This is a genomic window from Corynebacterium sp. HMSC065H09 (assembly GCF_001812845.1).
Taxonomy (GTDB): Bacteria; Actinomycetota; Actinomycetes; order Mycobacteriales; family Mycobacteriaceae; genus Corynebacterium; species Corynebacterium jeikeium_D.
This window is the reverse complement of record NZ_KV810582.1, coordinates 1-26,357: the sequence shown is the minus strand read 5'-3', so window position 1 is coordinate 26,357 and position 26,357 is coordinate 1. Positions and strand designations below refer to the sequence as shown.

General features: G+C 61.1%; 23 protein-coding genes and 1 tRNA gene. 8 read left to right on the top strand and 16 right to left on the bottom strand.

Going from position 1 to position 26,357, the window contains the following annotated elements; genetic code table 11:
* Positions 1–80: 80 nt before the first annotated feature.
* Together HMPREF2878_RS03385 and HMPREF2878_RS03380 are read right to left on the bottom strand one after the other, a co-directional pair.
* Positions 81–153: transfer RNA gene (locus HMPREF2878_RS03385), tRNA-Thr, on the bottom strand.
* Between the two features lie 134 nt (positions 154–287).
* Positions 288–1,643, bottom strand: coding sequence for a DNA polymerase III subunit delta' (locus HMPREF2878_RS03380; protein WP_070652851.1), 1,356 nt, complete (start codon positions 1,641–1,643; stop codon positions 288–290).
* Positions 1,644–1,725: 82 nt separating this feature from the next.
* On the opposite strand from HMPREF2878_RS03380, the gene HMPREF2878_RS03375 reads away from it, so the two are divergent.
* Together HMPREF2878_RS03375 and HMPREF2878_RS03370 are read left to right on the top strand one after the other, a co-directional pair.
* The gene (locus HMPREF2878_RS03375) at positions 1,726–3,252 is read left to right on the top strand and encodes an adenylate/guanylate cyclase domain-containing protein (RefSeq protein WP_180950665.1); all 1,527 of its coding nucleotides are present in this window, start codon (positions 1,726–1,728) and stop codon (positions 3,250–3,252) included.
* Positions 3,253–3,317: 65 nt separating this feature from the next.
* The gene (locus HMPREF2878_RS03370) at positions 3,318–4,631 is read left to right on the top strand and encodes a DUF418 domain-containing protein (RefSeq protein ID WP_371326177.1); all 1,314 of its coding nucleotides are present in this window, start codon (positions 3,318–3,320) and stop codon (positions 4,629–4,631) included.
* Positions 4,632–4,677: 46 nt separating this feature from the next.
* Here the strand turns inward: HMPREF2878_RS03370 and topA are convergent, their stop codons facing one another.
* On the bottom strand, positions 4,678–7,638 hold the full coding sequence (topA, locus tag HMPREF2878_RS03365; protein ID WP_070652849.1) for a type I DNA topoisomerase: 2,961 nt from the start codon (positions 7,636–7,638) through the stop codon (positions 4,678–4,680).
* Between the two features lie 270 nt (positions 7,639–7,908).
* Between topA and HMPREF2878_RS11380 the strand changes: the two genes are divergently transcribed.
* Complete coding sequence (locus tag HMPREF2878_RS11380; protein ID WP_168162081.1) at positions 7,909–8,058, top strand: hypothetical protein; 150 nt, start codon at positions 7,909–7,911, stop codon at positions 8,056–8,058.
* Positions 8,059–8,311: 253 nt separating this feature from the next.
* On the opposite strand, the gene HMPREF2878_RS03360 is transcribed toward HMPREF2878_RS11380, so the two are convergent.
* Positions 8,312–8,515, bottom strand: coding sequence for a cold-shock protein (locus HMPREF2878_RS03360; RefSeq protein WP_005511370.1), 204 nt, complete (start codon positions 8,513–8,515; stop codon positions 8,312–8,314).
* Positions 8,516–8,830: 315 nt separating this feature from the next.
* Between HMPREF2878_RS03360 and HMPREF2878_RS03355 the strand changes: the two genes are divergently transcribed.
* On the top strand, positions 8,831–11,167 hold the full coding sequence (locus tag HMPREF2878_RS03355; RefSeq protein ID WP_070652848.1) for a DEAD/DEAH box helicase: 2,337 nt from the start codon (positions 8,831–8,833) through the stop codon (positions 11,165–11,167).
* Here the strand turns inward: HMPREF2878_RS03355 and HMPREF2878_RS03350 are convergent.
* From HMPREF2878_RS03350 to HMPREF2878_RS03320, 7 genes are all read right to left on the bottom strand, one after another.
* Positions 11,151–11,516 (bottom strand): Rv3654c family TadE-like protein, encoded by a 366-nt coding sequence (locus tag HMPREF2878_RS03350; protein WP_070603587.1) that lies wholly within the window; start codon positions 11,514–11,516, stop codon positions 11,151–11,153. The two genes, HMPREF2878_RS03355 and HMPREF2878_RS03350, sit on opposite strands and share 17 nt — an antisense overlap.
* On the bottom strand, positions 11,513–11,866 hold the full coding sequence (locus tag HMPREF2878_RS03345; protein WP_053092999.1) for a TadE family type IV pilus minor pilin: 354 nt from the start codon (positions 11,864–11,866) through the stop codon (positions 11,513–11,515). The genes HMPREF2878_RS03350 and HMPREF2878_RS03345 overlap by 4 nt, the downstream gene beginning before the upstream one ends.
* A complete protein-coding gene (locus tag HMPREF2878_RS03340; protein ID WP_016421935.1) occupies positions 11,859–12,131 on the bottom strand; it encodes a DUF4244 domain-containing protein in 273 nt (90 codons plus the stop codon). The genes HMPREF2878_RS03345 and HMPREF2878_RS03340 overlap by 8 nt, the downstream gene beginning before the upstream one ends.
* Before the next feature lie 197 nt (positions 12,132–12,328).
* Complete coding sequence (locus HMPREF2878_RS03335) at positions 12,329–12,982, bottom strand: type II secretion system F family protein (RefSeq protein ID WP_070652847.1); 654 nt, start codon at positions 12,980–12,982, stop codon at positions 12,329–12,331.
* The gene (locus tag HMPREF2878_RS03330) at positions 12,979–13,869 is read right to left on the bottom strand and encodes a type II secretion system F family protein (RefSeq protein WP_070652846.1); all 891 of its coding nucleotides are present in this window, start codon (positions 13,867–13,869) and stop codon (positions 12,979–12,981) included. The genes HMPREF2878_RS03335 and HMPREF2878_RS03330 overlap by 4 nt, the downstream gene beginning before the upstream one ends.
* A gap of 66 nt (positions 13,870–13,935) precedes the next feature.
* Positions 13,936–15,081, bottom strand: coding sequence for a TadA family conjugal transfer-associated ATPase (locus HMPREF2878_RS03325; RefSeq protein ID WP_016421932.1), 1,146 nt, complete (start codon positions 15,079–15,081; stop codon positions 13,936–13,938).
* Positions 15,074–16,474: a CpaE-like family protein gene (locus tag HMPREF2878_RS03320; RefSeq protein ID WP_246821905.1), complete on the bottom strand. Its 1,401-nt coding sequence runs from the start codon at positions 16,472–16,474 to the stop codon at positions 15,074–15,076. Before HMPREF2878_RS03320 ends, HMPREF2878_RS03325 begins: the two co-directional genes overlap by 8 nt.
* Before the next feature lie 683 nt (positions 16,475–17,157).
* Here HMPREF2878_RS03320 and HMPREF2878_RS03315 point away from each other — a divergent pair.
* A complete protein-coding gene (locus tag HMPREF2878_RS03315) occupies positions 17,158–18,057 on the top strand; it encodes an HAD family hydrolase (RefSeq protein ID WP_083304440.1) in 900 nt (299 codons plus the stop codon).
* A gap of 24 nt (positions 18,058–18,081) precedes the next feature.
* Here HMPREF2878_RS03315 and HMPREF2878_RS03310 read toward each other — a convergent pair whose 3' ends face one another.
* Positions 18,082–19,089, bottom strand: coding sequence for a Fic family protein (locus HMPREF2878_RS03310; RefSeq protein WP_083310812.1), 1,008 nt, complete (start codon positions 19,087–19,089; stop codon positions 18,082–18,084).
* Between the two features lie 204 nt (positions 19,090–19,293).
* Here HMPREF2878_RS03310 and HMPREF2878_RS03305 point away from each other — a divergent pair, with 204 nt between their 5' ends.
* On the top strand, positions 19,294–19,794 hold the full coding sequence (locus HMPREF2878_RS03305) for a phage holin family protein (protein ID WP_016421928.1): 501 nt from the start codon (positions 19,294–19,296) through the stop codon (positions 19,792–19,794).
* 94 nt (positions 19,795–19,888) lie between these two features.
* Positions 19,889–20,866 carry an alpha/beta fold hydrolase gene (locus HMPREF2878_RS03300; protein ID WP_070606858.1) on the top strand — a complete coding sequence of 326 codons (978 nt, stop codon included), beginning with the start codon at positions 19,889–19,891 and terminating at the stop codon, positions 20,864–20,866.
* An 82-nt stretch (positions 20,867–20,948) separates the two neighbouring features.
* Here HMPREF2878_RS03300 and HMPREF2878_RS03295 read toward each other — a convergent pair whose 3' ends face one another.
* Genes HMPREF2878_RS03295 through nth form a run of 4 tightly spaced genes read right to left on the bottom strand, consistent with a single transcriptional unit; the run spans position 20,949 to position 24,700 of the window.
* Complete coding sequence (locus tag HMPREF2878_RS03295) at positions 20,949–22,145, bottom strand: MarP family serine protease (RefSeq protein WP_070652844.1); 1,197 nt, start codon at positions 22,143–22,145, stop codon at positions 20,949–20,951.
* Positions 22,142–22,999, bottom strand: a complete 858-nt coding sequence (locus tag HMPREF2878_RS03290; protein ID WP_016421925.1) for an NUDIX hydrolase — start codon at positions 22,997–22,999, stop codon at positions 22,142–22,144. The genes HMPREF2878_RS03295 and HMPREF2878_RS03290 overlap by 4 nt, the downstream gene beginning before the upstream one ends.
* Positions 22,996–23,754, bottom strand: coding sequence for a TlpA family protein disulfide reductase (locus HMPREF2878_RS03285; RefSeq protein WP_070652843.1), 759 nt, complete (start codon positions 23,752–23,754; stop codon positions 22,996–22,998). The genes HMPREF2878_RS03290 and HMPREF2878_RS03285 overlap by 4 nt, the downstream gene beginning before the upstream one ends.
* A 16-nt stretch (positions 23,755–23,770) precedes the next feature.
* Positions 23,771–24,700, bottom strand: a complete 930-nt coding sequence (gene nth, locus HMPREF2878_RS03280; RefSeq protein ID WP_370449823.1) for an endonuclease III — start codon at positions 24,698–24,700, stop codon at positions 23,771–23,773.
* A 500-nt stretch (positions 24,701–25,200) separates the two neighbouring features.
* Between nth and glxR the strand changes: the two genes are divergently transcribed.
* Positions 25,201–25,884 (top strand): CRP-like cAMP-activated global transcriptional regulator GlxR, encoded by a 684-nt coding sequence (gene glxR, locus HMPREF2878_RS03275; RefSeq protein WP_005511668.1) that lies wholly within the window; start codon positions 25,201–25,203, stop codon positions 25,882–25,884.
* The last annotated feature ends 473 nt before the right edge of the window (positions 25,885–26,357 follow it).

The window sequence follows — 26,357 nt, the reverse complement described above, 5'->3', positions numbered from 1 at the left end:
CCCGGAAAAGACACACTTTTCTTTACTTAACCCAAAAAATAAAAAACGGGACCCCTTTAAAAGGATCCCGTTTCACACCGAGCCGCCTGCGAGAATCGAACTCGCGACCTTCTCATTACGAGTGAGACGCTCTACCGACTGAGCTAAGGCGGCACGCACATTGCGCCGAGCTTTCAAGCAAGCAGAAATAACCCTGCACAAAATGTACAAGCGGTAATACTACTGCACTGCCCCCATCGCTACCAAAATGGAGCCTACAGGCCGCTAAATTGGGAGCTTCTCCCGGATTACCTGCGGCCAACCTGCCCTGCAATCTGCAATTTAGCCATCAATTCATCCATCAAGACCGTCAACTTCACTGCAGTCACGAGCATGCCGCGCACCTCGGTGACAGCATCAATGGAGGCCAATATCGCCTCTGGCGGAAGGCGTCGGGCTAGCTCCGTGGCTGTCCGACGACGGTCTGGATTTATGAGGTAGACGGAGCCATCCCCAAACTCGGAATCAGCGCCAGAAGCCGGCCCAGAACGTTCCGCCCCAAACGCCAGCACCAGGGCGTCACGGTAAAGCCCCATAATGTCGGTCAACGACAGGTCGATCAGATCTGACTCCGCGCGCCTGCGCCGCCGCTTCTGATTTTCCTCCAGCTCCTTGATAACCCCCTTAGAGCCGCGCAGTGCCGCCTGCGCACCCTTGCCGGACGCACCTACGCCCAGTGAGCGCTCGAGGTTCTCCAGCTCCTCAGCCTCTAGTGGCTCCATCCGCCGCTTGACCTCGCCTGCTACTTCGTTGGCCAGCTCACGCGCCGCCACGTACGACTTCGCCGGATCGAACACAGCCTCCACGAAATCCAGGGCCTTACCCCGCCAAGCACGCGAGCCCTCATCGGAGACAAAGCCACGCGCACGCCCAATGTGACCATTGGACACTGTCGCGGCCCAGATCGCTTGCTCGTCGGTAAGCTCTGGCCGCTCGGCGCGCAGGAGGTTTGTGACGTCGTCGATATGCGGCGTCGGCACATAGACATGGCGGCAGCGCGAACGGAGCGTAACGGAGAAATCCTCCGCGTTCGTCGTTGGTGCGCACATGATGATGACGGTGCGCAGAGGCGGCTCTTCCACCACCTTGAGCAGCGCATTTGAGGCGGATTCGTTGAGCCGGTCGGCGTCTTCGATGATCAGCACGCGGCAATCCGCCGTCGTGGGCATCTTGTAAGCCCAGGGCCGCAGCTCGTCCCTCACCGTCGCCACCGAGATAATGGTTCCCTCCGGGCGCACGATTTTGATGTCGCCATGCGTTCCCGCCAGCGCCGTCCGGCAGCCCTCGCACTCGCCGCATCCGGGGTTGTCATGCCGCGTGCACAGCAGTGCCGCCGCAAACGCCGTCGCCGTCACCGACCGCCCCGACCCCGCAGGGCCAGTGAACAGCCAGGCGTGCGTCATGTCCGAGTCGCGTGGCACATCGCTTAACGACGACCCCGCGTCCCCACCTTCCGGCGAAACCTCCGCCCCATCGCCTGCCAGCGGTTGACCATTGGCAAAGCGATAATGCGCAGCGCGCACAGCAGCCTGCAGTCGCTGGCGAACCCCACCGGTTTCGGGCATACGAGAAAACACGCTGCGCTCTGTCATGGGCTCTGTCATGGCCACAACTCTAGCGCGCCCCACAAGACTCTTGTGAGGTAACTACTCCCTGCAATCCGGGGTTGCCACTAAGGTAGTAGTCATGCAACGGCTCTGGCGAAATCTGAAATGGCTAAGCGGGACAATGTGGCCTGCTTATGCCTCATTTATCTTCGTCTGCAACCTTGTCGGAGCCATGATTGTCGGCTTGTTCCTCGGCATGCTGTTGCCACTGAACCAAGAAACTCACTTGCCACGGTTGGCTAATGGTGTCATTTATGCCCTGGCTGGGTACCTGGTTCTGGCGATTATCGCGGGTATCGGCACTACCTGGATCCTGTTCAAACCGCTGGTGAAGTGGCAGCGTCATCCGGATATGCACGATCCGCGGCGGGTGCGATATCTGGTCATGCGCGTGCCCGTCTACCAGGCACTTTTGGGTACCGTCATCTGGTCTTTGGGCGTGATTGTCTTCAGCGGAGTCGCGTTCGCCTATGACAGCAAGATTGGCATGATGGTGCTGCTCACCTCGGTACTCGGTGGCGCAATGGTGGCGCTGTTGACCTATCTGATTGCGGAGCGCATGGTGCGTCCGGTTGCTGTGGAGGCGCTGGCGCGTAGGGCTCCGGATTCCTCGCTGGAGCCACCGATTGGTCACCGCCTGCGCCAGACATGGGTGTTGACCAGTGGTGTTCCAGTGGTGGCAATCCTGCTTGTGCTGATTGGTCAGCGCCGTGGCCTATTCACAGATGATGCGGCAGATTTGCTGCCCACCATCACCGCGCTGGCAATTCTGGCTCTGATTACCGGCTATTTCGGCACGATGCTGGCCAGCATGTCCATCGTTGACCCGATTCGGGATCTCACGGGCGCAATTAACAAGGTCCGCCAGGGCCAGGTGGATACGCGCGTGCCTATTTACGACGGCTCCGAGATGGGCGTTCTCCAGGCAGGCTTCAATGAAATGATGCGCGGCCTGCAGGAGCGTCAGCGGGTGCGTGACCTCTTCGGCCGTTACGTCGGCTCTGAAGTCGCTCGTAAGGCCCTGGAAGAAAAGCCGACTCTAGGCGGCGAGAATCGCCTCGTCGCAGTGCTATTCGTGGACGTGATTGGTTCAACCAACTTCGCGGAGAAGAACTCGCCAGAGGTCGTTGTCCGCGAACTCAACGCCTTCTTCGACCACGTTGTTGACTGTGTGCACCGCAATAAGGGCATTATCAACAAGTTCCAGGGTGACGCAGCTCTGGCTGTCTTCGGCGCTCCCCTGCCCCTCGACGACACGGCTGGTCACGCCCTCACCGCAGCCCGTGAACTGCGCGAGGAACTGCTCGATCTCCAACTCAGCGCTGGCATTGGCGTCTCCGCCGGTCATGTCGTCGCCGGCCACATCGGTGCTCGTGACCGTTTTGAATACACGGTTATTGGTGACGCGGTTAACCAGGCTGCCCGTCTGACTGAGTTGGCTAAGGACACCCCGGGCCGCGTGCTCGCTACAGCTTCCACTATCCGCCTGGCCAACGAGGACGAGCAGGCTCGCTGGACCACTCTGAAGTCTGTGGAGCTGCGCGGCCGTACGCACATGACGCAGCTTGCGCGCCCGGTGCGCCCGACGCTTGCCGACGAGGCCTAGGGGGCAGCGGACTCGTCGGTCTCGCCAACCTGCGTACCCTCCCACAAATCCTTTACGTTGGAGGAATGACTGACAGCCGCTCCAGCTCTAGCACCAACCCCAGACCTCGCATGCTCGTCCCCGACGCTGCGCGCGGATTCGCTCTTCTCGGCATCGCTATCGCGAACATTGCCACTGCCTGGCTGGTTGCAAGCCCCGAGCTGCCCGGAGCATTCTTCGGCGGCGTCATAAACGACAGCATCGCCGACAAAGCCACCGTGCTTTTTACCGCTGTGACCGCACACAATCGCGGGCTGCCGATGTTCGCAACGCTGCTCGGCTTCGGTGTGGGACTCATCGTCCGCAGTTTGGCCAGGAGAAACTTTCCACGGTCGCGGGCGCGAGTGGTCGTCGTAAAGCGATATGCGTTCCTGGGGCTGTTCGGCATCGCGCACATGCTGTTTCTGTTCTTTGGCGACATCATGTTTCTCTACGGCATCTGCGGCATCATCCTGGGGCTGCTTATGGGGCTTAGCAACAAGGTGCTGACGATTCTCGCGTGGATTGCGCTGACGATCAACGCTGCACTGAGCCTGCTGTTTTTGGGATTCGTAATTGCGATGCCCGACGCCGAGTTCGTCGGCTCCGACATGAGCGAGTTCGTCAACGGCGGTGCAATTGAAACGAGTTACCTGGATATGCTCGCCGCGAACCTCCAGGTCCTGACAATGAGCATCACTACCCTGCCACTGCAGCTGTTCCTCTACCTGCCGGTGATGATGATCGGCTTCGTGTGGGCTCGCAAGGGCGTGCTTGACGACGTTGACGCGCACCGTCCCCTGCTTATTCGGTGGCTCGTGGTGGCCGTGATTGTCGCCTTCGGTGTCGGAATCCCTATGGGGTTGGCAGCGATTGGAGTTCTTCCAGCCGGACAGCACATGGCCTTCTTGGTAATTAATAACTTTGCCGGAGTGTTCGCCGGTCCTGGCATCCTAGCCGGGCTGGCGTTGGCGCTGCAGCCGCTCCAACGACGCCTGAACGAGGGCGCCGCTGTGCCTGGTTGGCTGGTGCCGATTGTGGCGCTCGGCAAGCGTTCGATGACGGGCTACCTGATGCAGTCGGTGATCTTCTTTGTGCTGGTGTACCCGTTTACTCTGAACATCCCGCGCAACATGGGCGCGTTCGTGCAAACCCTCATCGCTGTAGGCGTCTGGTTGGTGACCCTGTTGGCCGCGTGGGCGATGGAGCGTCGCGGCATGCAGGGGCCGTTTGAGAAGGTGCATCGCCGGCTGTCGTACGGGCCGACGATGCGGGCGGAGGTGGCCGGAGTGGGAGGCCCCAAGCCAACTCCGCAGGAGGCGCCGGGTGCGGCGGACACGCCAGGTGTGGCGGGCGCTTAAGTGCTCTGCACCCATTTCGCCCCTGCCGCGGCTAACGGTCAATGCGCTACTTGCCCTTACGCGTTGCCTTCACCACTCGCTTGGTGGTGCGCTTGACTGCCTTCCTGGTGGTCTTCTTCGCAGCCTTCTTCGTGGTCTTGCGAGTCGACTTCTTCGCAGCCTTCTTAGTGCCACCATCGGCGGCTTCCTTCGCGCGGCGCTCAGACAGCAGCTCGCAGGCGCGGGCATCGGTCAGAGTCTCAGGCGTATCCCCCTTGCGCAGCGAAGCATTGGTGACGCCATCGGTGACGTACGGACCGAAGCGTCCATCTTTCACCGACATCGGGCGACCGGAGACATCGTTGTCGCCCAGCTGCTTCAGCGGCGGCTTCGCAGCAGCGCGACCGCGGCGCTTCGGCTCAGCGTAGATACGACGCGCCTCGTGCAATGTCACGGTGAAAATCTGCTCTTCGTTAGCAAGTGAACGCGAGTCCGTGCCCTTCTTCAGGTACGGACCGTAACGACCATTCTGAGCAGTAATAACCTCGTTATCGACCGGGTCGACACCGACCTCACGCGGCAGGCTCATCAGCTTCAGAGCCTCTTCCAACGTGACAGTCGACGGCTCCATGGAGGAAAACAGCGAGGCCGTCTTCGGCTTCAGAGTTTCCTCGATGATTTCCGCGGTGCGCTTTTCCTTCTGCTTGGCAGCGGTCTTGGTTTCCCAGTTCTTCTTTCGCTTGCCCTCGGCAGCGCGCTGAGCGTCCTCTTCGGCGCGCTCAGCTGCGATGATCTCCTCAGCCTTGGCTACGACACCTTCGCGCTCTTCATCGGTGACCAGCTCGGTGACGTAGGGGCCGTAGCGGCCATCGCGAGCGACAATCATGCGACCATTGGCCGGGTTAATGCCCAGTTCACGGCCACCCTGCGGCATGGCCAGCAGCTTCTCGGCGGCGGCCAGGTCCAGCTCGTCCGGAGTCATGGCCTCCGGGATGTTGGCGCGCTGCACCTCGTCGGCACCGTTGTCACCGGCACCCGGGCGAGTGCGCTCCAGGTACGGTCCATAGCGGCCAACGCGAACGATGATCGGGTTGCCCTCGGCATCGTCGAAGAGGTGGAGCGAATTGACCTTCCGAGCATCAATCGATTCCAAGTTCACGTCGATGATGTTCTTCAGACCACCGTGGGTCGCAATGGCGTCGGCTCCCTTGTGGCGGTGATCCTTGTCATCACCGAAGTAGAAACCGGCCAGCCAGGTCGTGCGATCCTTGTTGCCCGCGGCAATGCCGTCGAGCTCATCCTCCAGCTCGGAGGTGAAGTCGTAGTTGACCAAATCGGAGAATGCTTCCTCCATCAGCCCCACCACGGCAAAGGCCACCCACGAGGGCACCAGAGCGTTGCCGCGGGAGTAGACGTAGCCGCGATCCTGAATGGTCTTGATAATCGACGCGTATGTCGACGGACGACCAATTCCCAGGTCCTCCATCTTCTTCACCAAGCTGGCCTCGGTGAAGCGCGCAGGCGGGTTGGTGGAGTGGCTGTCGGCACTGAAGTCCGTGGCCGTCAGGCCCTGGCCTTCCGTCAACTGTGGCAGACGCTTCTCAGCGTTGTCGGCGACCTTACGGCCGTCGGAAAGCGCGGAGACCTCGACGTATGCCTTGAGGAAGCCCGGGAAACGAATCGTGCGTCCGGTGGAGGCGAACTCGACGGCGTGCGTGTCGGTGGCGCCAGCGATGGTGACCTTCATGGACGTGCCGCGTGCGTCGGCCATCTGCGAGGCGACGGTACGCTGCCAAATCAGTTCGTAGAGCTTGAATTCCTCAGCATCCAGCGATCCCGCCAGCTGCCCCGGCGTTGCGAATGTCTCGCCAGCCGGACGAATTGCCTCGTGCGCTTCCTGCGAGTTCTTCACCTTGCGCGAGTACTGGCGCGGCGCATCGGCGACGTACTCCGAGCCGTAGAGCTCCAGCGCCTGCTTACGCGCGGCGTCGATGCCGGCCTTGGACAGCGTCGTGGAGTCGGTACGCATGTAGGTAATGTGACCGTTTTCGTACAGACGCTGCGCCACACGCATCGTGCGCTCAGAGGTGTAATGCAGCTTTCGGCCCGCCTCCTGCTGCAGCGTGGACGTCATAAACGGCGGGTACGGCCGGCGGGTGTACGGCTTCTCCTCCACCGACGCGACCTTGAGCTCAGAGCCCGCGAGGTCCGCCGCCAGAGTTTCGGCGAGCTGCTTATCGACGACCCGAATGCCCTCAGACTTCTTCAGCTGGCCACGGTCATCGAAGTCCCGGCCCTGCGCTACGCGCTGACCATCAACGCTGGTCAGGGTTGCGACAAATTCCTTCGGCTGGTTGGCATCAGCAGAAGCCGAACCGGTGTCCAAAGTTGCGGCGACATCCCAGTACTCAGCGGAGATAAACGCCATGCGCTCGCGCTCACGCTCGACGATGACCCGCGTTGCCACCGACTGCACACGACCTGCCGACAGGCGCGGCATGACCTTCTTCCACAGCACCGGGGAGACCTCGTAGCCGTAAAGACGGTCGAGGATACGGCGACCTTCCTGGGCATCAACCAGGTTCTGGTCCAGCTCACGAGTGTTGGCCGCGGCCTCCAAGATGGCCTGCTTGGTGATCTCATGGAACACCATGCGGCGCACCGGCACCTTGGGCTTTAGAACCTCCAGCAAGTGCCAGGCAATAGCCTCGCCCTCACGGTCGGGGTCAGTTGCGAGATAGAGTTCGTCGACTTCCTTGAGCTTGGCCTTCAGGTCAGCGACTTTCTTCTTCTTATCAGCGCTGACGACATACAACGGAGCGAATCCGTTGTCGACATTCACACCCAGACGAGCCCAGGGCTCCTTCTTGTAACGAGCCGGAACATCGGCTGCGCCACGGGGCAAGTCGCGAATGTGGCCCACCGACGCCTCCACGATGTAATCATCGCCGAGATACGGCTGAATCTTGCGAGCTTTCGTCGCCGACTCGACAATTACAAGGCGCTTGAGGCCGTCTGAATTCGCCATAGAAGTTTTTCTATCCTGCAACGTTGAATGTTTTTGACTGTTTAGATTCTTGTTTTCGTTTAAATCTTGGGGTTCTTGGCCGGACTCTGGCTGGGCTTCAGCTGTGAGAGGCCCGCAATCGGTTCCAACCGGTTCCGATCAGTGCAAATCAGTTCCCGGCCGCGTTCTCCCCGGAAGATTATCTGGAAAGAATATGAAGAATATAAGGAATACCGTACACACAATCTAGTTTGTCGCGTGGATTCCTCAAGTATCGGGCGGATTTTGGGTGTGACTGAAGGGGCTGCTGTGGGGGATCCCCGGTGGCCGGCAGTTGCCGACCCGACGACTGCTGTGCGGCTGGCCATGATCATCCCCGTGGCTGTCAGTGGCTGGTCACAACAGGCCGCAGCGGGCGCAGCCGCCGCAGCGGCCGCGTGATCGCGGGCTGCAAATGTGAAACTGTATGAGTTTATGACACTTTCAAGCCATTTTTCGGGCCATTTTTGTCATAAACGTAGTCAGTAACTCGGATTGACCCACTGCCCCCAGAAATGCAAAAATCCCACGCAGAAATTACTTTCCGCGTGGGAGAATCAAGGCTTACCCCATGAACACAACATGGGCCTTGAAAAGCCAAAAATTCCGCGAACCAAACTGAACAAACGCCCAGTTCACCCCGGAAACGGTTGACTTACAGAGGCTTCACGTCCAGAGCCTGCGGACCCTTCTGGCCCTCACCAATCTCAAACTCGACTGCCTGGTTCTCTTCCAGCGTCTTGAAACCAGTGCCCTGGATCTCGGAGTAGTGAACGAACACGTCGTTGCCACCGTCAGCTGGGGCGATAAACCCGAAGCCCTTCTCCGAGTTGAACCACTTCACAGTACCCTGTGCCATTACAAAACTTCCCAACTTCAGGATTCGATAAAACAAGTATTCGCCACGCACATCCGGCCACACACGATGGGGTAAACACGGCCAAAGCACCCTTTCGCCTCGTGCGAGTTTTTGCTGGGTGCCCGTTGGCGGGCGATACACTCAAAAAGTCTGCCACGTTTGGGGCGCGAGCGCCGATTAGGAACAGCTTCTTGCCACCCCCGTAAACCCGTGTTCGGAGTCCGGAGAAACTGGGGTGTCGAATAGCGAGAATGTGGCTGATAGGAAGCGTCGTCAAGCATATGAAGTGCGCGTTTACAGGAAAGGGTGGTGTCGGTGGAATCGTTTGGGCGGGAGCTGCTGGGGCCGGTTATTCGTGCGCATCCGCGGGCGACGGTGACGCACATTGCGGATCTTCCTGCACGCGCTGGCGTGACTGCGCCTTGGCCTGAGTGGGTGCCAAGTTGGCTGAGAGAAGTGCTGGTAGATCGCGGAATTGAGAACCTGTGGACTCATCAGGCGACAACCGCGAACCTCGCCCGCGAGGGCGTGCACTGCGTCGTCGCGACGGGCACGGCGTCGGGTAAATCGCTCGGCTACCTGCTGCCCGTGCTCACAGAACTGTCCGCCACCCCCGCGGCCACCGCGCTGTACCTCTCTCCGACCAAGGCGCTGGGCGCCGATCAGCTGGACACTGCACGCGCGATGGCGCCGGTGTCGCTGAGCTCGCTGATTTCGCTTTACGACGGCGACACCCCGCAAGACGCCCGGCGCGCCATCCGCGACCATGCCCGCTGGGTGTTTACCAACCCCGATATGCTGCATGTTTCGGTGCTCGGCAACCATGTTCGGTGGACGCGGATGCTGCGCAACCTGCGCTATATCGTCGTCGACGAATGCCATGCCTATCGAGGCGTGTTCGGCGCCAACGTCTCTCAGATTCTGCGTCGCCTCCTGCGGCTATCCCGCGAGTACGGCGCCTCGCCGACCGTGATTTTTGCCTCTGCGACGACCAACGACCCCGCTGACCAGGCTCGTCGCCTCATCGGCGAGCCTGTCGAGGCCGTCACCGAAGACGGCGCCCCGGTCGGCGAGCGAACTATCGCCCTGTGGGAACCCGGCCTACTCCCCGACCTCCAAGGCGAGAACGGCGCACCCGTGCGCCGCCCCGCCCCGACCGAGGCCGCGGATATCATGGCCGACCTGCTTGTCGAGGGCGCCCGCACCCTGACCTTCACCCGTTCGCGAAGCAGTGCTGAGAAGGTAGCGCTCGGCGTGCGCGAGCGCCTGGAGAAGCGTCGCCGCAGCGATATCGCTGAGCGCATCGAGTCTTACCGCGCCGGCTACCTGGCCGAAGAGCGCCGCGACATCGAGCGCATGCTCGATGACGGCACTCTGCTAGGTGTGGCCACCACCAATGCATTGGAGCTGGGCATTGACGTCGGTGGCCTCGACGCGGTGGTGCAGGCCGGTTTCCCGGGCACGGTCGCTTCATTCTGGCAGCAAGCCGGCCGCGCGGGCCGTCGTGGTCAGGGCGCACTGGTGGTGTTGGTGGCTCGCGATGACCCCATGGACACGTACTTGGTCCACAACCCGTCCGCACTGCTGGGCAGGCCGGTGGAAAAGACCGTCTTCGATCCCCGCAACCCACATGTGGTGTGGTCACACCTCTACTGCGCGGCTGTGGAGAAACCCGTCACCACCAGCCAGCTTCAAGCGTGGGGAACCATGCCCGTAGCCGAAGACATGGTGGCCGCAGGCTGGTTGCGCAAGCGCACCTGGGAAGGACAAGAACCCGTCTACTACCCGACCGACCGCGATGAGGGACCGCGCATTGCCACTGCCCACGATGCCGTGAACGTCCGTGGCGGCGATGGTCAGGAAGTGGCTATCGTCGACCAGACCGATGGCCGACTGCTTGGCACCATCGATCTTGGCCGTGCGATGCAGCAGGTCCACGACGGTGCCGTCTACTTGCACCGCGGCGAGTCCTACCTTGTCGACCAGCTGGACTTCGACAGCCTCGTAGCCCTGGTCCACCCCGAGCAGCCACGCTATTCCACCAGCTCGCGCATGGACACCACCATCCGCATTCTGGACGTTGACGATATGCGCCACTACCAGGGCTTACAGGTCGCCTCCTGCCAGGTCGAGGTCTTTCACCAGGTCACCTCCTATCTTCGCCGCCTGGATACCGGCGAGATTCTCGACAGTGTTGAACTTGACTACCCTCCACAGCGTTTGGTCACGCGTGCCGTGGCCTACACAATGCCCGAGTCCACCCTGCGCTCCTGGGGTGTGGGCTCCGACATCGCGCCGGGGGCTCTTCACGCAGCCGAGCACGCGGCTATCGGCATGCTGCCTCTGATTGCCACCTGCGACCGCTGGGACATCGGCGGTGTTTCCACGGTCATGCACGCCGATACCCAGCAGCCCACCGTTTTTGTGTACGACGGGCACCCTGGTGGTGCGGGGTTTGCCGACCGTGGCTACGAGGCCTTCGCTCAGTGGATTCGCGCGACCCGCGATGCCGTCGCCGCCTGCGAGTGCGAATCCGGCTGCCCATCGTGCATCCAGTCGCCCAAGTGCGGCAATGGCAACGATCCGTTGGACAAGGCCGGTGCAATCAAGGTGCTCAGTGGGGTATCGCGCGCGCTTAACGACGGCCAGTAGCAGCATCCTCCACCGCTACCGGCCCTGCTCTGGACGTGGCTTTTCTCTCCTTTCGTTGGACGCTGACCTGCACGTCCTCCCCATCAATCTCACAGGTCACAAGGCGTGCGTGGTTAGCTTTTGCGATTGACCCCGCAGCTTTGCAGGCGTCGTCGCTCTCTTGCGCTGCCACGGCGCCGGCCACCGCGGCCAGGTCCGCTGCTACCGCTGCCTGCCGAGCCTGCACCACCCTCACCCCGGCTGTAACTCCAACCAAAGTCAGAACGACGAAAGCGGCGATGAACAGTGCAGCTGCGACTGTGGTGGAACCTTCTTCTTCGCGGAGAAGGCGGGCTGTCACGTTTCTCATGACGATGCCGCTCTTTCCCGCAGTGCGACCGCGCGTGCTTCCAGCGAAAATGGCCCCGCTGAGCGCCGAATGGTCACGCGCACGGTACCGGAGGTTTCCGATATCGCGACCTGCCCATCCGCGTCTGCGCGAAGCTCGGCTACTGTCTCCGCATCGCCCCGCGCCTCAGCCCGTGCGATGGCTCCGGCTGCGTCGGTAAGCCCTAGGTACATTGCGATGGTGACCAGCCCGGACAGAGCCGTGACCATGACCGTGACCAGCGCCGCGAGACCGAAAGCGGTTTCTACCGTCGTTTGGCCTTCGTCGCCGACGCACAGGCGATGAAGCGTAGAGCGGATGCGGCTAGACATCGGTGTTGAGCGCCCTTTCGATGATGTCGGTGAGCGCCTGGGTGATATCGCCGCCGGTCACGACGGTGTAGAGCAGGGCTCCGAAAGCGGCGGCCGCAATAGTTCCGAGAGCATATTCCACGGTTGACATGCCGTTTTCCTCAGTTGCCAGAGCGTGCAGACGCTTGTGCAAATACGAGCGCAGCTGGGACTGCGCAGCGGTCAGCGGATTGGTTGAAGAGTTGGTTGGAAGGTTGGTCGGATGGTTGGAGTTTTGAGTGGTCATGAGTGTTTTCCCCTGTGTGGATGTCGAGTGACAGGTCAGTTGTGAGATGTGATGTGCATTGACGCGCGTTGATGCATGTTTGGATTGCAGCGCGGCAGGCGGCCCGCGCGCGCAAGCGAGTACGCAACCGAGAAAACAACCAGTACCGCATCCGGCGCGTGCCAGCGCGCGGGGCTTGGCGCAGAAGTGCCCACGCTTCATGACGGCATCAGTCCTGCAAACATTTCGTCGGCAAGCCCAGCGATGGTGGGCACCAAACCCAGCACCACAAACGCGGGTAGAAAGCACAACGCCAGCGGCCCGGCAATGAGGACACCAGCCTTTTCGGCGACGGCTTGCGCCGCATCGTGCGCTTGACTGCGGTACGTGGCAGCGGTGTCCTCCAACGCCTGCGCCAGAACGGTGCCGGATTCGGCTGCACGGCGCCCAGCTGTCGCCAGGGGCACGAGCCCGGTTGTGGCAGCAAGGCTTTCCCAAGTGGAGTGCGCGCCCACGGACAACCTGGCGGAGCACTGTCGAAGTGGCTCGGCCAGCTCAGGGTTTGCACCATCGGCAGCTGCTGCCATGGCCTGCGACAACGGCATACCGGAGCTCAAACAAGCGCCAATGATGTCGAGGGCCGCTGCGGCATCGAGCAGCACAGCCGGGCTGATGCGCTCACCGCCAATGACAGTTCGCACACGTTCCCGCACCTGTGCGGCAATCTGCGCCACCCGATTGGTCACCTGTCGACGTAGGCCTCCTCGCACACGAGCATCCGACTCGGCTACCAATTCGGGCAGTCGGCTGCGGACGGGATTGAACGTCGGCAAGCAGAGGTAGACGGCGATGAGAAGTGCGGCGGCAATCATTGTCCGGCCTCCGCACGATCGATGATGACGACCGCCCATTCGATGCCCGCGCACACCAGCCCGACACCGATGACCAGCACAATTCCTCCGATGCCGCGACTGAGGAACTCGAATGGGGAAGCCCCGAACGCTTGCCCCATGACCAAACCGAACACCGGCAGTGAAGCCAAGATGGCGATCGTCATGCGTGGCCCCGCCAGCGCGGCAGACGTCTGTGATCGATGCGCCTGACGAGCCTGCAAATCACCCCGCGCGCAGTCCAGCAACCCAGCCAAACTCAGACCGTGTTGCTGCGCCACCGTCCACATACGCCCAATCCGGCGCAGTTGCTCCGAAGATTCTTCGCCCTCCCACGGGTCGGCGAAGTTCGCGCGATGCGCCGCGTGCGCGAGATGATCAGCCAACACAGTCTCATCCCCTGACCTGCGCAATTCCGCTGCTGCCGCGTTGAGCGCTCGTGAAGCCGCCGCTCCTGCGCGCAACTGCGCGGTCAAGGTCTCCAGCACTACCGCAGCGCTGTCCGCTTCCCGACGTTCACAGCGCCTCTCCCCCACAGCGCGCACTACTGCCCCTGCGGTGCGACCCAGCAACAGCCCGGCTATGACACCTGGAATCCCGGCGAGCCACAGCAACACGAGTGCTGGGCCTGCAACGATGAGGATTGATAGTCCTGCAGTTCGATTCGCACTGCCAGTGCTTACTGCACTCGACCCCGTGGAACCAGCACCAAGTCCAACCATGCGCTGCAACCACTTCAGCCCGCCGGACACCTCGCGGCCACGGCCTGCCAGTGCTCGCGAGCGCACCGCCGCCGAGCTGTCCGGCCAGATAGCGACCGCCGCAGCCGCTCCCCCAATGAGCATCGCCACGCTAAACCCTTCCCCCATAGCTGTTAATCTCCCCGTCTAATCCCCTGACTTTTCCTCTAGTCATTCCATCGGGTATTCCACCGGTTATTCCCCGCCGACCAGCAACTTCTGCAACGCTTCCCAACCCGGCCCAGGCCCATCCCGAGCAGTCCAGACCTCCACCACCTCCGGTGGGTTACCGCGTAGCAGCCCGATCTGTGCCAGCCTGCGAACATCAGCGCGTTCGACCACCAACACCACCTGCACCGCCGAGACCAACTGCGCATGCAGCCCGGCGCGACCAAGGCCACCGATCAGCCCCAAGGTCTCAAAGCGCGCCACGACATCCCCAATGCGGTTGGCGTGAATTGTCCCCGCCCCACCGCGATGCCCCGTATTCAACGCTGCCAGCAGATCCACCACTTCGGCGCCTCGAATCTCCCCGACGACAATGCGGTCGGGACGCATGCGCAACGCCTGCTTCAGCAACTCCTGCTGCCCAATCGCACCGGCGCCCTCCAGGTTGGCGGCCCTGGTCACCAGCTTCACCACATGCGGATGCTGAGGCTGCAGCTCCGGAGTGTCCTCGATACACACAATGCGCTGGTCAGGATTAACTTCTGAGAGCATCGCCGCCAATAGCGTGGTCTTTCCCGCACCCGTGCCACCGGCGACAATAAACGACAGCTGTCTCGCCACGATTCCCCGCAACACCGGCAGAATTTTCGGTGGAAATAGCCCGACATCGCATAGCTCCGCAAGTCCGCGACGAGCCGGACGCAGCACCCGCAGGCTAATCTGAGTGCCGGTCGCCGACGGTGGGGAAAGCACCGCATGAACTCGCACACCACAGCCGCCGACACCACCAGGAATATGGCCGTCTGCCCAGGGTTGCGCGTCGTCAAGCCTTCGTCCACACCGCGACGCGAGCCGCACCGCATACGCGCGCACCTCGCCCTCGTCCGCGAAGGAAATCTCGGCGCGCTCCAGTCCGTTGCCGGCGTCGACCCAGACCTCGCCCGGCGCGGTGACCAGCACATCGCTGACACCCGGGCGTCGCAACAGCGCATCCAACACACCCGCGCCCACTGTTTCCTCGCGAATCGTGCGTAGAATCTCCAGCACCTTCACATCGGAGACAACCCCCGAGGTCTCTGCGCGAATGATGTCGGCGACCTCGCTATGCGATGCCACCCCAGGCCGCTCCGCAAGCGCCGTCCGCACCGCCGCCAACAGCCTGACGTCATCCATCGCCACCACCGCCGACAAGGGCAAACATCGCTTCCAATCCCCGCGTCAGCTTGCCGACGGTTCCAGCGAGCCCGCCCACATCTATCTCGTGAGCTACCTTCTTGCAGTACTCAATCTCACCAACAATAGGCAGGTCGAGAGCGTATTCCACCTCTTCGACACTGATATCGCGGTGCTGCTGGTACCTCACTGCAAGATTTGGGGTGAACCCCGCCTGTGCACAGATGCTCGCCAAGTGCCCAGCGGCTGCGATGGCTCGAACGGAGGTGGGCAGGACTATGACGGTGTCATCGGCAAGCGCGCCGAGAGTGGTGACGTACTCCACCTGCTTCGGGCAGTCCACGATGACCGTAATTCCGGCATGAATAAGGCAACTAATGGTGCTGGCAATGTGCCGGACATCGTCGGGCCTGTCGGTTCTGTCGGTGCTGTCGAATTTGTTGTTCGCAGAGGCGTGGTTGTAAGTCGTCTCGGGCGTGCGACTGCGAGTCCACGTCAACACTTTCAGAGCGGGTGATCGTGGGCAGGATGGCAGTGCTTCGTAGAGTGCCGCCCCGTCGAGACGGCCATCAGCAGCCGAGAAGTCCTGCCACCTCAGTCCCGGTTCCGTTTCCATCCCGAGCACCAGATCAATGCCTCCTGCCAATGCGTCCGCGTCCACCAAACAGATGGGCCTTTCGCGGGAAAGAACCAATGCACTCGCCGCCGCGGCAATGGAAGCCCCGGCACCGCCGACCGCAGGAACCAACATCAGGCACGTTGCCGTGGAATCGGTTGTAGTTGCCGGCACGTTCGGTACGGGTTCTGTACCCGGTGCTGTAATCACGTCTGCGAAGGCAGGTGACGCTGGGTTCTGATGGTGGTTCAGGTGGTTCGAGCGGTTTTGGCAATCGGAGGGCTTCGGAGCATCCGGGCGTACGTCGCCACGGCCGAGCAGCTCGACAATATCGACGTTGTCCGCGGGCAAACTGGCGCTGTAAACAGGAGCTAAAACCTCCGCTACCTGCGCATCTTCCGCCTCAGTATCACTGCGGACCAGAAAGATCGCTCCCTCACTATGAGGCCGTCCGGCTAATCTTCGGGCTGCCGGTGCATCGACGAACACCGCTGGTGCCCGACGCCACAGGGCCGATGAAACTCCCGCTCCTGTCGATACTGACGATGGGGAAGGCTCTGGGGCTGATGATGATAGTGATGCTGGCGGCGAAGCAAATGTTTGTGCGGCCACTGACGCTGCAGCCACAGGTGGCACGGTCTCCTGCACACAGTCACGACCGGTAGCAGCGACTATGAGCGCAACCTCTTCACGCAGCGCTTCATCATCGACGGCGTTGACTACTGGATTTGTTGGAGCCTCGGTTCGCTGAGCCATGGACAGTTTCTTGATCGCCATGGCCATAGCGTGCACTACAGGGCGGATTCAATGATGCCCGCAAGGGGCCAAAACCTCGCTGTCTGTGGATAATTTTCAGACTGTGGATAACTGCAGAACGCCATGTCGCCTTTGCCTTATGGCTACTGCGCGGCATGACTACTGCGCGGCCTGGCCAATGCAAGTTAGTGACTGCGTTTATGTCAGGTGGCGTTGGGTCGATGCGAGTTAGTGACTGTGTTTATGACAAAAATGGCACGAAAAATGACTTGAAAGTGTCATAAACTCATACAGTTTCACATTTGCAGCCCGCAATTTTTACTACGTACCCCTCAACATTGGGCCAAAAAGGGGCGACGCCCCGCGCCGGGGGGGGGATTGGCGCGAGGCGTCTTTAACCGGCTCGGGGGGGGGGATTGAGCCGGGGCGGCCTCGCAGTCTGTTTCTAAAAAGAACAAGAAGGGGCCAGCCACGTCCAAGTATTACATATCCCGAGGAATCTGCAAATACCTTACAAAGGATTTAATGCCCAATATGTTCGATGTCACGTTTCCTCGATTAATCGCGCCCAGGAAATGCCGCGCCCCAATCGCCGCCAAGCCCCCACGACCGCCACCGGCCCAATCGCCCCAATCCCCCACCCAGCAGTTAAACACTCATAATGCTCTCCCCGTGCCCGACATCCATGGGTAAGCTCGGAGTCTATGAACACCGGCGAGAACAAGGCTTCAACAACGCCGCAGCCGCGCGCTTCTACGGACACGAGCAGCTCTAAAGATGCCCAAATCGCTGCAGGCCTCCACGCCACCGCTGACTCTCGCGTCGCTGCGTTCTTTGACCTGGATAAAACCATTATTGCCAAGAGCTCGGCATATGCGTTCAACAAGCAATTCCTCGAGCGCGGCATCATTTCGCCGACAGACATGCTGCAAATGGCGCTCAGCCATGCCCTATACATGTCGCAGGGACACGATGAGGCGCAAATGGAGGCCACCCGCGAGCAGTTTTCCGCCCTTATCGCTGGTCACAGCGCCAGGGAGCTGCGCCAGGTCGCCATCGAAACCCTAGAGCAGAACATCACGCCGTACATCTACGCCGAGGCATTGGAGCTCATTCGTGAACACCGCGCACAGGGGCATCAGGTGTTCATTATCTCGGCATCGGCTCGGCAGATTGTTGAGCCCATTGCGCAGGCGCTCGGTGTCTACAACGTGGTGGCCACCGAGCTGGAGGTCCGCGATGGGCTCTTCACGGGTGAAACGGAGTTCTTCTGCCGAGGCGAAAACAAGGCCGTGCAGATGCGTCGGATAGCGGAAAAGCGCCAGTTCGACCTGGCCGAATGCTTTGCGTACTCGGATTCCATCACTGATGAGCCCATGCTGTCTGCAGTCGGCCATCCCGTTGTGGTCAATCCCGATCGCGCCCTGCGCAAGATTGCGACGGAACGTGAGTGGCCTGTGCGCCAATTCCGGAATCCCGTCCCGCTGTTTCGCGCGCCGTCGAAACGCAATGCTGCAATTCTTGCCGGCGTCACACTGGCGCTTGGCGCGGGTGCGACGCTGTTGGCACTGCGCAACAACGACGACGAGTCAAAGGCCGACTAACCCACCATCCGGCAGCCGGCCCGCCTACACCGCTTCGGCGATACCGCGCGCTTCCACGGCACCGGCCTTCAGCCCCTCCAGGTGCAGGAGAATCCACGCACGCAGGCCATCGGCGCTTCCCGACGCAAACCCCTCTGCGGCCTCGACATACTCCTGGCGGTGGCGAGTCCAGTAGACCTCGGGCACGGCCAAGCCACGCGGATCCAGGCCGGTTGCGACAGTTGTCAGTCGCGAGGCGGCGCGGGCGATGATGCCGTTGTGATACTCGAAGGGGCGCAGAGTCAGCAGCTCACCGTGCACAATCGCCGAGAGCACACCAGCATGAATCTGGCTGCGGCCAGTGATGAAGTCACCGAGCACGTGCAGACGCTGCTCCTTCATCGCGGACGAGAGCTTGTCATCACCGACCGGACGGCCGGCCTTCATCCGCGCCTCGGAACCGTCTTCAGTTTCACCTGCGGGCGATGCGTTCAACGCAAACTTGGCCAGCACCTGCTGCGGAGCGCGCTGCCACACGCGGGTGGTCTCACCAATTGACTCCGGGGAAATGGTGTCGGCAACCCGCAGGGCTGCTGCGAGTACGGGATCGGTGATGTTGCCGTCGTCGGGAAGCGATGGCTCGCCGCCTTCTAGCCACGCCGATGCCCGAGCGCCACGCAGGACCGACTCGGAGCCGGTGACGTTGTGCTTGCGCAGGTTGGCTTTGTGCCTATGGACGGACTGGATGGCCTTGGCCGCGACATCAGCCGCGTGTGCAACGCCGTCGAGCTGCCACAGGGGCGCGAGGGGGTCCTTGGGGTCAAGCTGCGGAATAGCAGCGGCGGGAGCACTGTCAGCGCGACCGGCACCCGATTCAGATGCCTTCGCCTGCGCTGCCTCACGCTCTGCGCGCTTCTTCGCCGACACGGAGGACACACCCAGGCTCATGCCAGCTAGGCCACCCTTTCCGACACCGGCGCCATTGCCGTCACCCTTTCCGACACCGGCACCAACTCCATCGGCTCCACGCACGTTCTCAGGCTGATTGTTCATATCCCACACCCTAATTCTTCACCGCTAAGTAAGTGACAAACTTATATAGAAATGGTCAAAGATGAGAAAAACTTCAACGAGTTCTTGGCTTTTTCGCCCTTATGGCGCGCCCTACCCACAATCAGAGGTAGTATGGCAGTTTGTAACTGCAGTTTTAAAGTTTCAAACCATCTTTTCCAACCATCTGCGTAGGAGGAAGTACACGTGAGCAACGACGATACGAAGGGTCTCTTTACCGACGGCACCGAACCGCGTGTTACCGCTATCCCGCTGAGTGATGTGGATAGCAACGCATCGGGTGATGCTAGCGTCGGCCAGCTCGTGTCTAATGCTTCTTCGCAGATTTCCGCTCTGGTTCGCTCTGAGATTGAGCTGGCCAAGGCCGAAATTGCTGGCGAGGCTAAGAAGGGCGCAGTTGGCGGTGGCTTCTTCGCGGTTGCCGGCGTCGTCGCACTGTACTCCTCGTTCTTCTTTTTCTTCTTCCTCGGCTGGCTGCTGGATGTTTGGCTGCCAACCTGGGCTGCGTTCCTCATCGTTTTCGTTCTGATGCTGGTCATCGCCGGTGTTGCAGCACTGCTGGGTCTGAAGAAGGTCAAGTCGATCCGCAAGCCGGAGAAGACCATCGAGTCGATGCAGGAGCTGAAGGGGGTCGTGCCGTCGGGGTCGGCGAAGAAGTCTTCGCAGTCGAACGGTATGTACACCTAAAGGCTTGAAAGAAATTGGGCGGGACTTTGTTGGTCTCGCCCTTTTGTCTTATTCAGTCCCGGTTTAAGCCCTTCGGATAAGGTATTTTCCCCTCATGACCTCCCTCCGCGATTCTCTCACTGGCCCCTGGCGTCATCGTCTCATTCACGTCCGCGGCCAGCGCCTACACATCGCCGAGTGCGGCCGCCCCTCCGATCCGCTCGTGTTGTTTATTCACGGCTCGACTGGCGGTTGGTTTGAATGGCGCGAGGTTTTGCCGCTGCTTAACGACGACTCGGGCGATCCCCTCCCCGTGCACGCTGTGGCTATTTCTATGCGTGGCTACGGTCAGTCCGACCGAACACCGCAAGGCTACGATCCGTTTGAGGCGGCCCAGGACATCGCCTCATCGATTCGCTCGTTGGGGCATTCGACCGCGCTGCTGGTCTGTCAGGGGTTCGGCACCTGGGTGGCGTGGACGTTGGCTTCGCGGCAGCCCAATCTTGTCTCCGGAATTATTGGTTGTGGTGCTGCACATCCGAAAGTGTGGCTGAACCAGTTGAAGAGCCCGTGGTCGGAGGACTTCCGCAGTAGCCTGGCTCCTCTGCTGCGCCGTTCGTGGTGGGACTCGCGGCCACGGGTACCGCAGTTGCGTCGCAATAAGTTCAGCACGCAGGCGGCTGAGGCTCGCCAGCAGCGGCTTATTGACCGCATCGTGCGCGAGTCCATGTCCACCACCGGGCAAGGGTTTGCCGAGACCCCCGAGGGAAAACAGACCGCGGAACTCATGGCTGACAGCCTGGCCAGTGGGGCACTCCGCCCTGCACTGGCTCACATGAATTGGTGGACGCGACCGGCTCCGGCCGCTTTCCGCAAGTGGTTGAGTGCGGTGGAGGGCTCGTCGAAAAGCGATGAGCACACGGTGCTGCTCGTCGGCGAGCAGGACACTCGTACCCCACGTGCGCTAGTGGAGCTCAGCTCGAGTCACGTGCGCGTTGTGCCGGATTGTGGGCACTTCCTGCCGGCAGAGAAACCTCAGGCTGTGGTGCAGGCAATCAGGGATCACCTGCACTGGTTGCCGGAGGGGTCTTAGACTCAGGCTCGGCTGAAGCTAGCCGGAACTCTCCTGCGGTTGCGGCTGGGGCTGACCTGTCCACAGACACACAACTTTCCGCTTACCCCGCCACGCACTGCTGCGTGCCGATGGCCCCGTAGTTATTCATCGCCTCATCGATGTGTGGCTGGACCTCGGCGTGCGTCAGCGCGTAACCAGTCTGGTCATTGTTCACACCGGCACCGAAGACCAAGCCCAGGATCTGGCCCTGCGGCGTAATCAGTGGGCCGCCCGAGTTGCCGTGGCGCACATCCGCCTTCAGAACATAGGACTGACGCTCGTGCCGAGTCGACGAATAAATATCCGGGCCTCGAATAATGATGTTCTCCGTCACGCGCGCAGGTGTGGCCTTAAAGGGCCCGGACTCGGGAAAGCCCAGCACTACCGCGTCATCGCCCGGACGAGCTTCCTGATCTGCCCACTGCATGGGCTCCAGAGGTAGGTCGGTGGTTCGGAGCAGGGCGACGTCGTCAAGCGGATCGTAGTGCACGACGTTCGCGTCAGCCATGCCGACCACGGTTTCCAGTCGAACAGTGGTGGCACCGGCAACCACGTGCGCGTTGGTCAGAATCAGATCCGGCGCGATGACAAAGCCCGTGCCCTGCAGCAAGCGTTCGCACTGCGGGGCCTCGCCCAAGACGCGGACGATGGACGGTCGAATACTGTCGACGACACCCTGTGAAATCACATTGGGGTCGGCGGGTTCATCGGGGACGTTCTGCTTGTAGCCGAATGGCGGAGCGATGGCGGGCATTCCATCATCGCGAAGCTGACGGAGGATGCCACTGAAGCCGTCGCTCCATTCGTCGGGCGCGACCTGGTCAATGAGGTTCATGCCCTTGGACTCACGTACCCAGTCGGCGAACTGCCCGGGCACGGCGGTGGCCAGGGGTACGGCGATCATCCATGTCACTACCAGCGCAGTCACGGACTGCACGATGGCACCGAGGCTCGAATCCAGGCCGACGGCCAACGGCGAGCGAATGGTATTCCGCAGCGACTGCCCTGCCACTGTTCCCACCGCATGACCAATCAACGCCAACAGAATCACCGTGCCGAGGCCCAAGAGAACCTTTCCCGACTGGTTCTCGACCTGCGCCATAGCTAGCGGCGCCAAGGGCACACCAATGACCAAGCCCAGGACAACGCCCAAAATGGCCATAATCGACGAGACGGCGCCCTGCTGCCAGCCGACGATAAGCGTGAAAATGAAAATCGCCAGCAGCGCAACGTCAAACACAGCGATTGCAGGCATCATCGTCGGCCTCCCTTCAGTACGGACAGTTTTTCACCATTAGCGGAACGCGCGAGCACTGGCAAAAGTTTCTGCACGTTGGTGTCGTCCCACGGTTCTGACCAGCCGGCCACGTCTAGCAAGTAGGACAGCACGCCGCCGGTAAAGCCCCAAACGACGAAGTCACCAACCTTAAATGCCGGTCCTGTCCAGCCGTGATAGCCCAGCATCATGCGGTTGTCCGGATTCGTCAGGTGGCTAATTGGCACATTGAGCACCGATTCCGTCTCTGCAGGGTCGACCACACGCAGCGGATGCGGTGCATGCCAATACGCCAACACCGGATTCACCGCGAAGCCAGTCCGCGAAATGTCAATCGAGTCCAGCACCCGCACCGGTGTCACCGTCTCTCGGTTCAGGCCGGTTTCTTCCTCGGCTTCACGCAGCGCGGTATCGATTTCATCCACGTCCTCGGGATCGACACGACCGCCCGGAAAAGCCATCTGGCCTGCATGCTTACGCAGGGTTGTCGCCCTGTGTGTAAGCACCACGCTGGCATCCTCCGGCCGTTGGTGCGCCTCCGCATCACCGCTGATCAGCACCAACACCGCCGACCGCGCCGGATTCCGCAACGGTTTCTCCTGCGTCGAGGAGTCTCGCCGCAACTTCGCAAACGCACGCTTCACGCTTGACGACGAAGCGGAGCGACCGGCCACCTGCTGCTCCGAGTGGCCTGTTGTGGCGTGGCTGGCGCTGCTGGCGTGACCTGCCGCGTCGTGATCAGCGCTGACCAGGTGCGGCGGCAAACTATTGGTCAACCATTTCGGCAGATACAGCCCCGAGCTTGCGTCACGATTCCACGACTGTCCCTGAGTCACTTCAATGCACCTCGCACGAGATCCGTAATCTGCTGCGCATCGGTGAATTCACCAGGATGAATGGTCGCCACCGTGCCATCTGCCTTAAACACCACGGTGATGGGCACAACTCGCGGTAGATTCAACGCTGGTCCGACCACGTCGACCGTGTCCGAGTAGGTCGGTAGCTTCACTCCGATTTCCTGCAGGAAGGCCTGGCCACGCCCCGCCTCACGAGCCGCATGCACCGTCGCCACCTGCACGTCCGGATTGTCCTTGGCCCATTGCTCAATAAGCGGTAGCTCTTGGCGACACGGCGCACAGTTCCACGCCCAGACATTAAGCACTGTCGGCTTGCCCTCGACGACCTGCCCCATGTCCACCAGTTCCACTTGCCCAGCCTCGTTGTCCTGGCCTGCCGAGTCTCCCGACTCCGCCAACAGCGGCAAGCGCACACCGGTCAGTGAGCCACTACCCGCTACCGCCGCGATCTCATCCTTCGACATCGCTGGCGCTGCCGACGCACCATCCACTTCACCATCACGGCCATCGCCATCACTGCCAGCGCCATCCGCACCGACACTCACACCAGATCCGGTCCCACCACCATCGGTCTCGTCATTGCCACTAGTGGTATTCACAATCGCGAAAATCACCAGACCCACAATGCTAACTCCCGCGATGAGCAGCGTAATCAGCGATGCCGAACGGTTAACGTCCGCCTGCCGATCCTCATAGTGGCCACCATTGTGACTATGACCGCCCTGCTCATTCACGAAAAGTGCTCCTCGACTAGTCCTGTGTCGCTGTGGTGTTGCGCGCGCTATCCCCGTCGTCAAGCGCGGAAAGTTTCTCCCCACTGTAGCCGTCATTAAGACCGGCCAGGTAGAGAAGCCATTCCCTGTCGTCTGACTTAATCAACTTCTCCGCAGTCTCCGGCTCCGCCGGACCCTCGACGCCATACGACGGGCAATCCGCCGCCAAGAAGCACGCCCCGCACGCCGCCCGGCGCGAATGGCACACCCGGCGACCGTGGAAAATCAGCCGGTGCGAAAACCACGTCCACTCCGCGCGCGGTAGCACGTCCATCATCTCGTGCTCAACGCGCACCGGATCTTCCTGCTCTGTGAGGCCCATGCGCCGCACCAGACGCCCAAAATGCGTATCGACCGTCAAACCCGGCACCCCAAAAGCATTCCCCAGCACCACGTTTGCCGTCTTTCGCCCCACGCCCGGCAGCTTCACAAGCTCCTCCAACGTGCCCGGCACCTCGCCGCCGTGCTGCTCCATCACCCCCTGCGCAAAACCGATGATGTTCGCAGCCTTATTCCTGTAGAAACCCGTCGGCCGAACGAGCTCCTCGACCTCTTCCTGGTTCGCAACCGCCAAATCGGCTGGGCTGGGGTACCTAGCGAACAGCGCCGGCGTGGTCATATTCACCCGCACGTCCGTACACTGCGCCGACAGAATCGTCGCCACCGCAAGCTCATACGGATTACGAAAGTCCAGTTCACAGTGCGCATTCGGGTACGCCACCGCCAGCGTGCGGTTAATCCGCCGCGCACGCCGCACCATGCCCAGGCGCGTCTCCTTCCCTCGCGCCGCCGGATGCGCCCCCACCGCCCGACGCTTCTTCGACGTCAGGGATCCCTGCGGGTGCGTGGGTTGGGGTTTGTTTATCTGGTGCGTGCTTAACGACGATGCCTTGCCAGTCGTATCCATGGTCGTAGTGTATCGGCTACCCCGGATTGCAATTCGCGTGCGCACCTTTCGCGGGCCGAATCTTTAGATTCGTCCGGGATGCGGATGGAACCGGTAGCAGCTCGGGCATATTCGGTCAAAAACCAAAGAAGTCATGCCCCACCACATCTTGCAACACCGTTAGCGAATTATTAGTTATAAATACACAGTTCAGCGGCTTTTCACCAGAATTCCCCACAGGCGCAGTGGCTCTTTTGCTACAGTGGTGTTTATCACATCTTGGTGACGGCGTAGTTTTGGGATGCATCTGTAGTGGCGATTTGTCGTGAAATTCGCCCAGGGATGAACCTGCCTTGAAAGCTGGCAGCGGCGTTACCGGGAAAGACCGAAAGTAGTGGGACTAGTGGGACGGGGCAGTTTCTCTTCCTGTTTGGCCACTGCAATCTGTAGTCGAGTGCTAATTTGGCGGCTGCTGGCCTGTATTTACGGTGGTTAGTGGCCAAAGACAGGAGAATTTTACCGTGGATGACGTCAAGGAGATTCTCTCCCGGGCCGGTGTATTTCAGGGAGTCGACCAGGAGGCTGTGCAGGCCTTGCTCGGCGAGCTCGAGACGGTTCGCTTCCCGCGTGGAACCACCATCTTCAATGAGGGTGAGCCGGGCGATCGGCTCTACATCATTATTGATGGCAAGGTGAAGCTGGCTCGTCGCTCAGCCGACGGTCGTGAAAACCTGTTGACCATCATGGGCCCGTCCGACATGTTCGGCGAGCTCTCCATCTTCGACCCGGGCCCGCGCACCTCTTCGGCGGTCTGCGTCACTGAGGTTTCCGCCGCGTCCATGAGTGCCGATCAGCTGCAGGAATGGGTTGGGTCGCACCCGGATGTTCCAGCTCAGCTGCTGCGCATGCTGGCCCGCCGTCTACGCCGCACCAATAATTCGCTGGCCGATCTCATCTTCACCGACGTCCCTGGTCGCGTTGCTAAGTCCCTGCTTCAGCTGGCTAATCGCTTCGGCGTTCAGGAAGGTTCTGCTCTCCGTGTGAACCACGACCTGACTCAGGAGGAAATCGCACAGCTCGTCGGCGCCTCCCGAGAGACCGTTAACAAGGCTCTGGCAGAGTTCGCCCACCGCGGCTGGATTCGCCTTGAGGGCAAGTCCGTGCTCATCTCCGATACGGAGCGTTTGGCTCGACGCGCACGTTAGCTTGTTGCGCACGTTAGCTTGTGGCGCACGTTAGCTTGTGGCGCTTGCGGCGCTGCCCAAACGACTCACATCCCGCAGCCTCTGCTTTTGGATCCTCGGTTCCCGTAGGAGCACATGAAACGCATGAGGCTCGCGGGATTTTTGTTGTCTTCCCCCGCTGGCCTGGCATGCTGACCTGGTATGCCGGCCTGCCATGCTGACCTGGCATGCCGGCCAAGTTTGGCGCACTTATCGATGCTTTTCTGCCACTTATCGATGCTTTCCCGGCACCTATCGATGCACCATTCACCGATTTCTCCTTGCATCAATCACTTATCGATGCGCTGTTCACTTGTGCGCGCGCTATAGCTCATCGACAAGTGGATACCTCATCGATAAGTGATTGAGCTGGCCCCGACGAGGCCAACCCACCCAACCGGCACTAGCCCACCCCAACCGGGGGTTAAGTAGCAAAAAGTGTGTCCGCTCGGCGT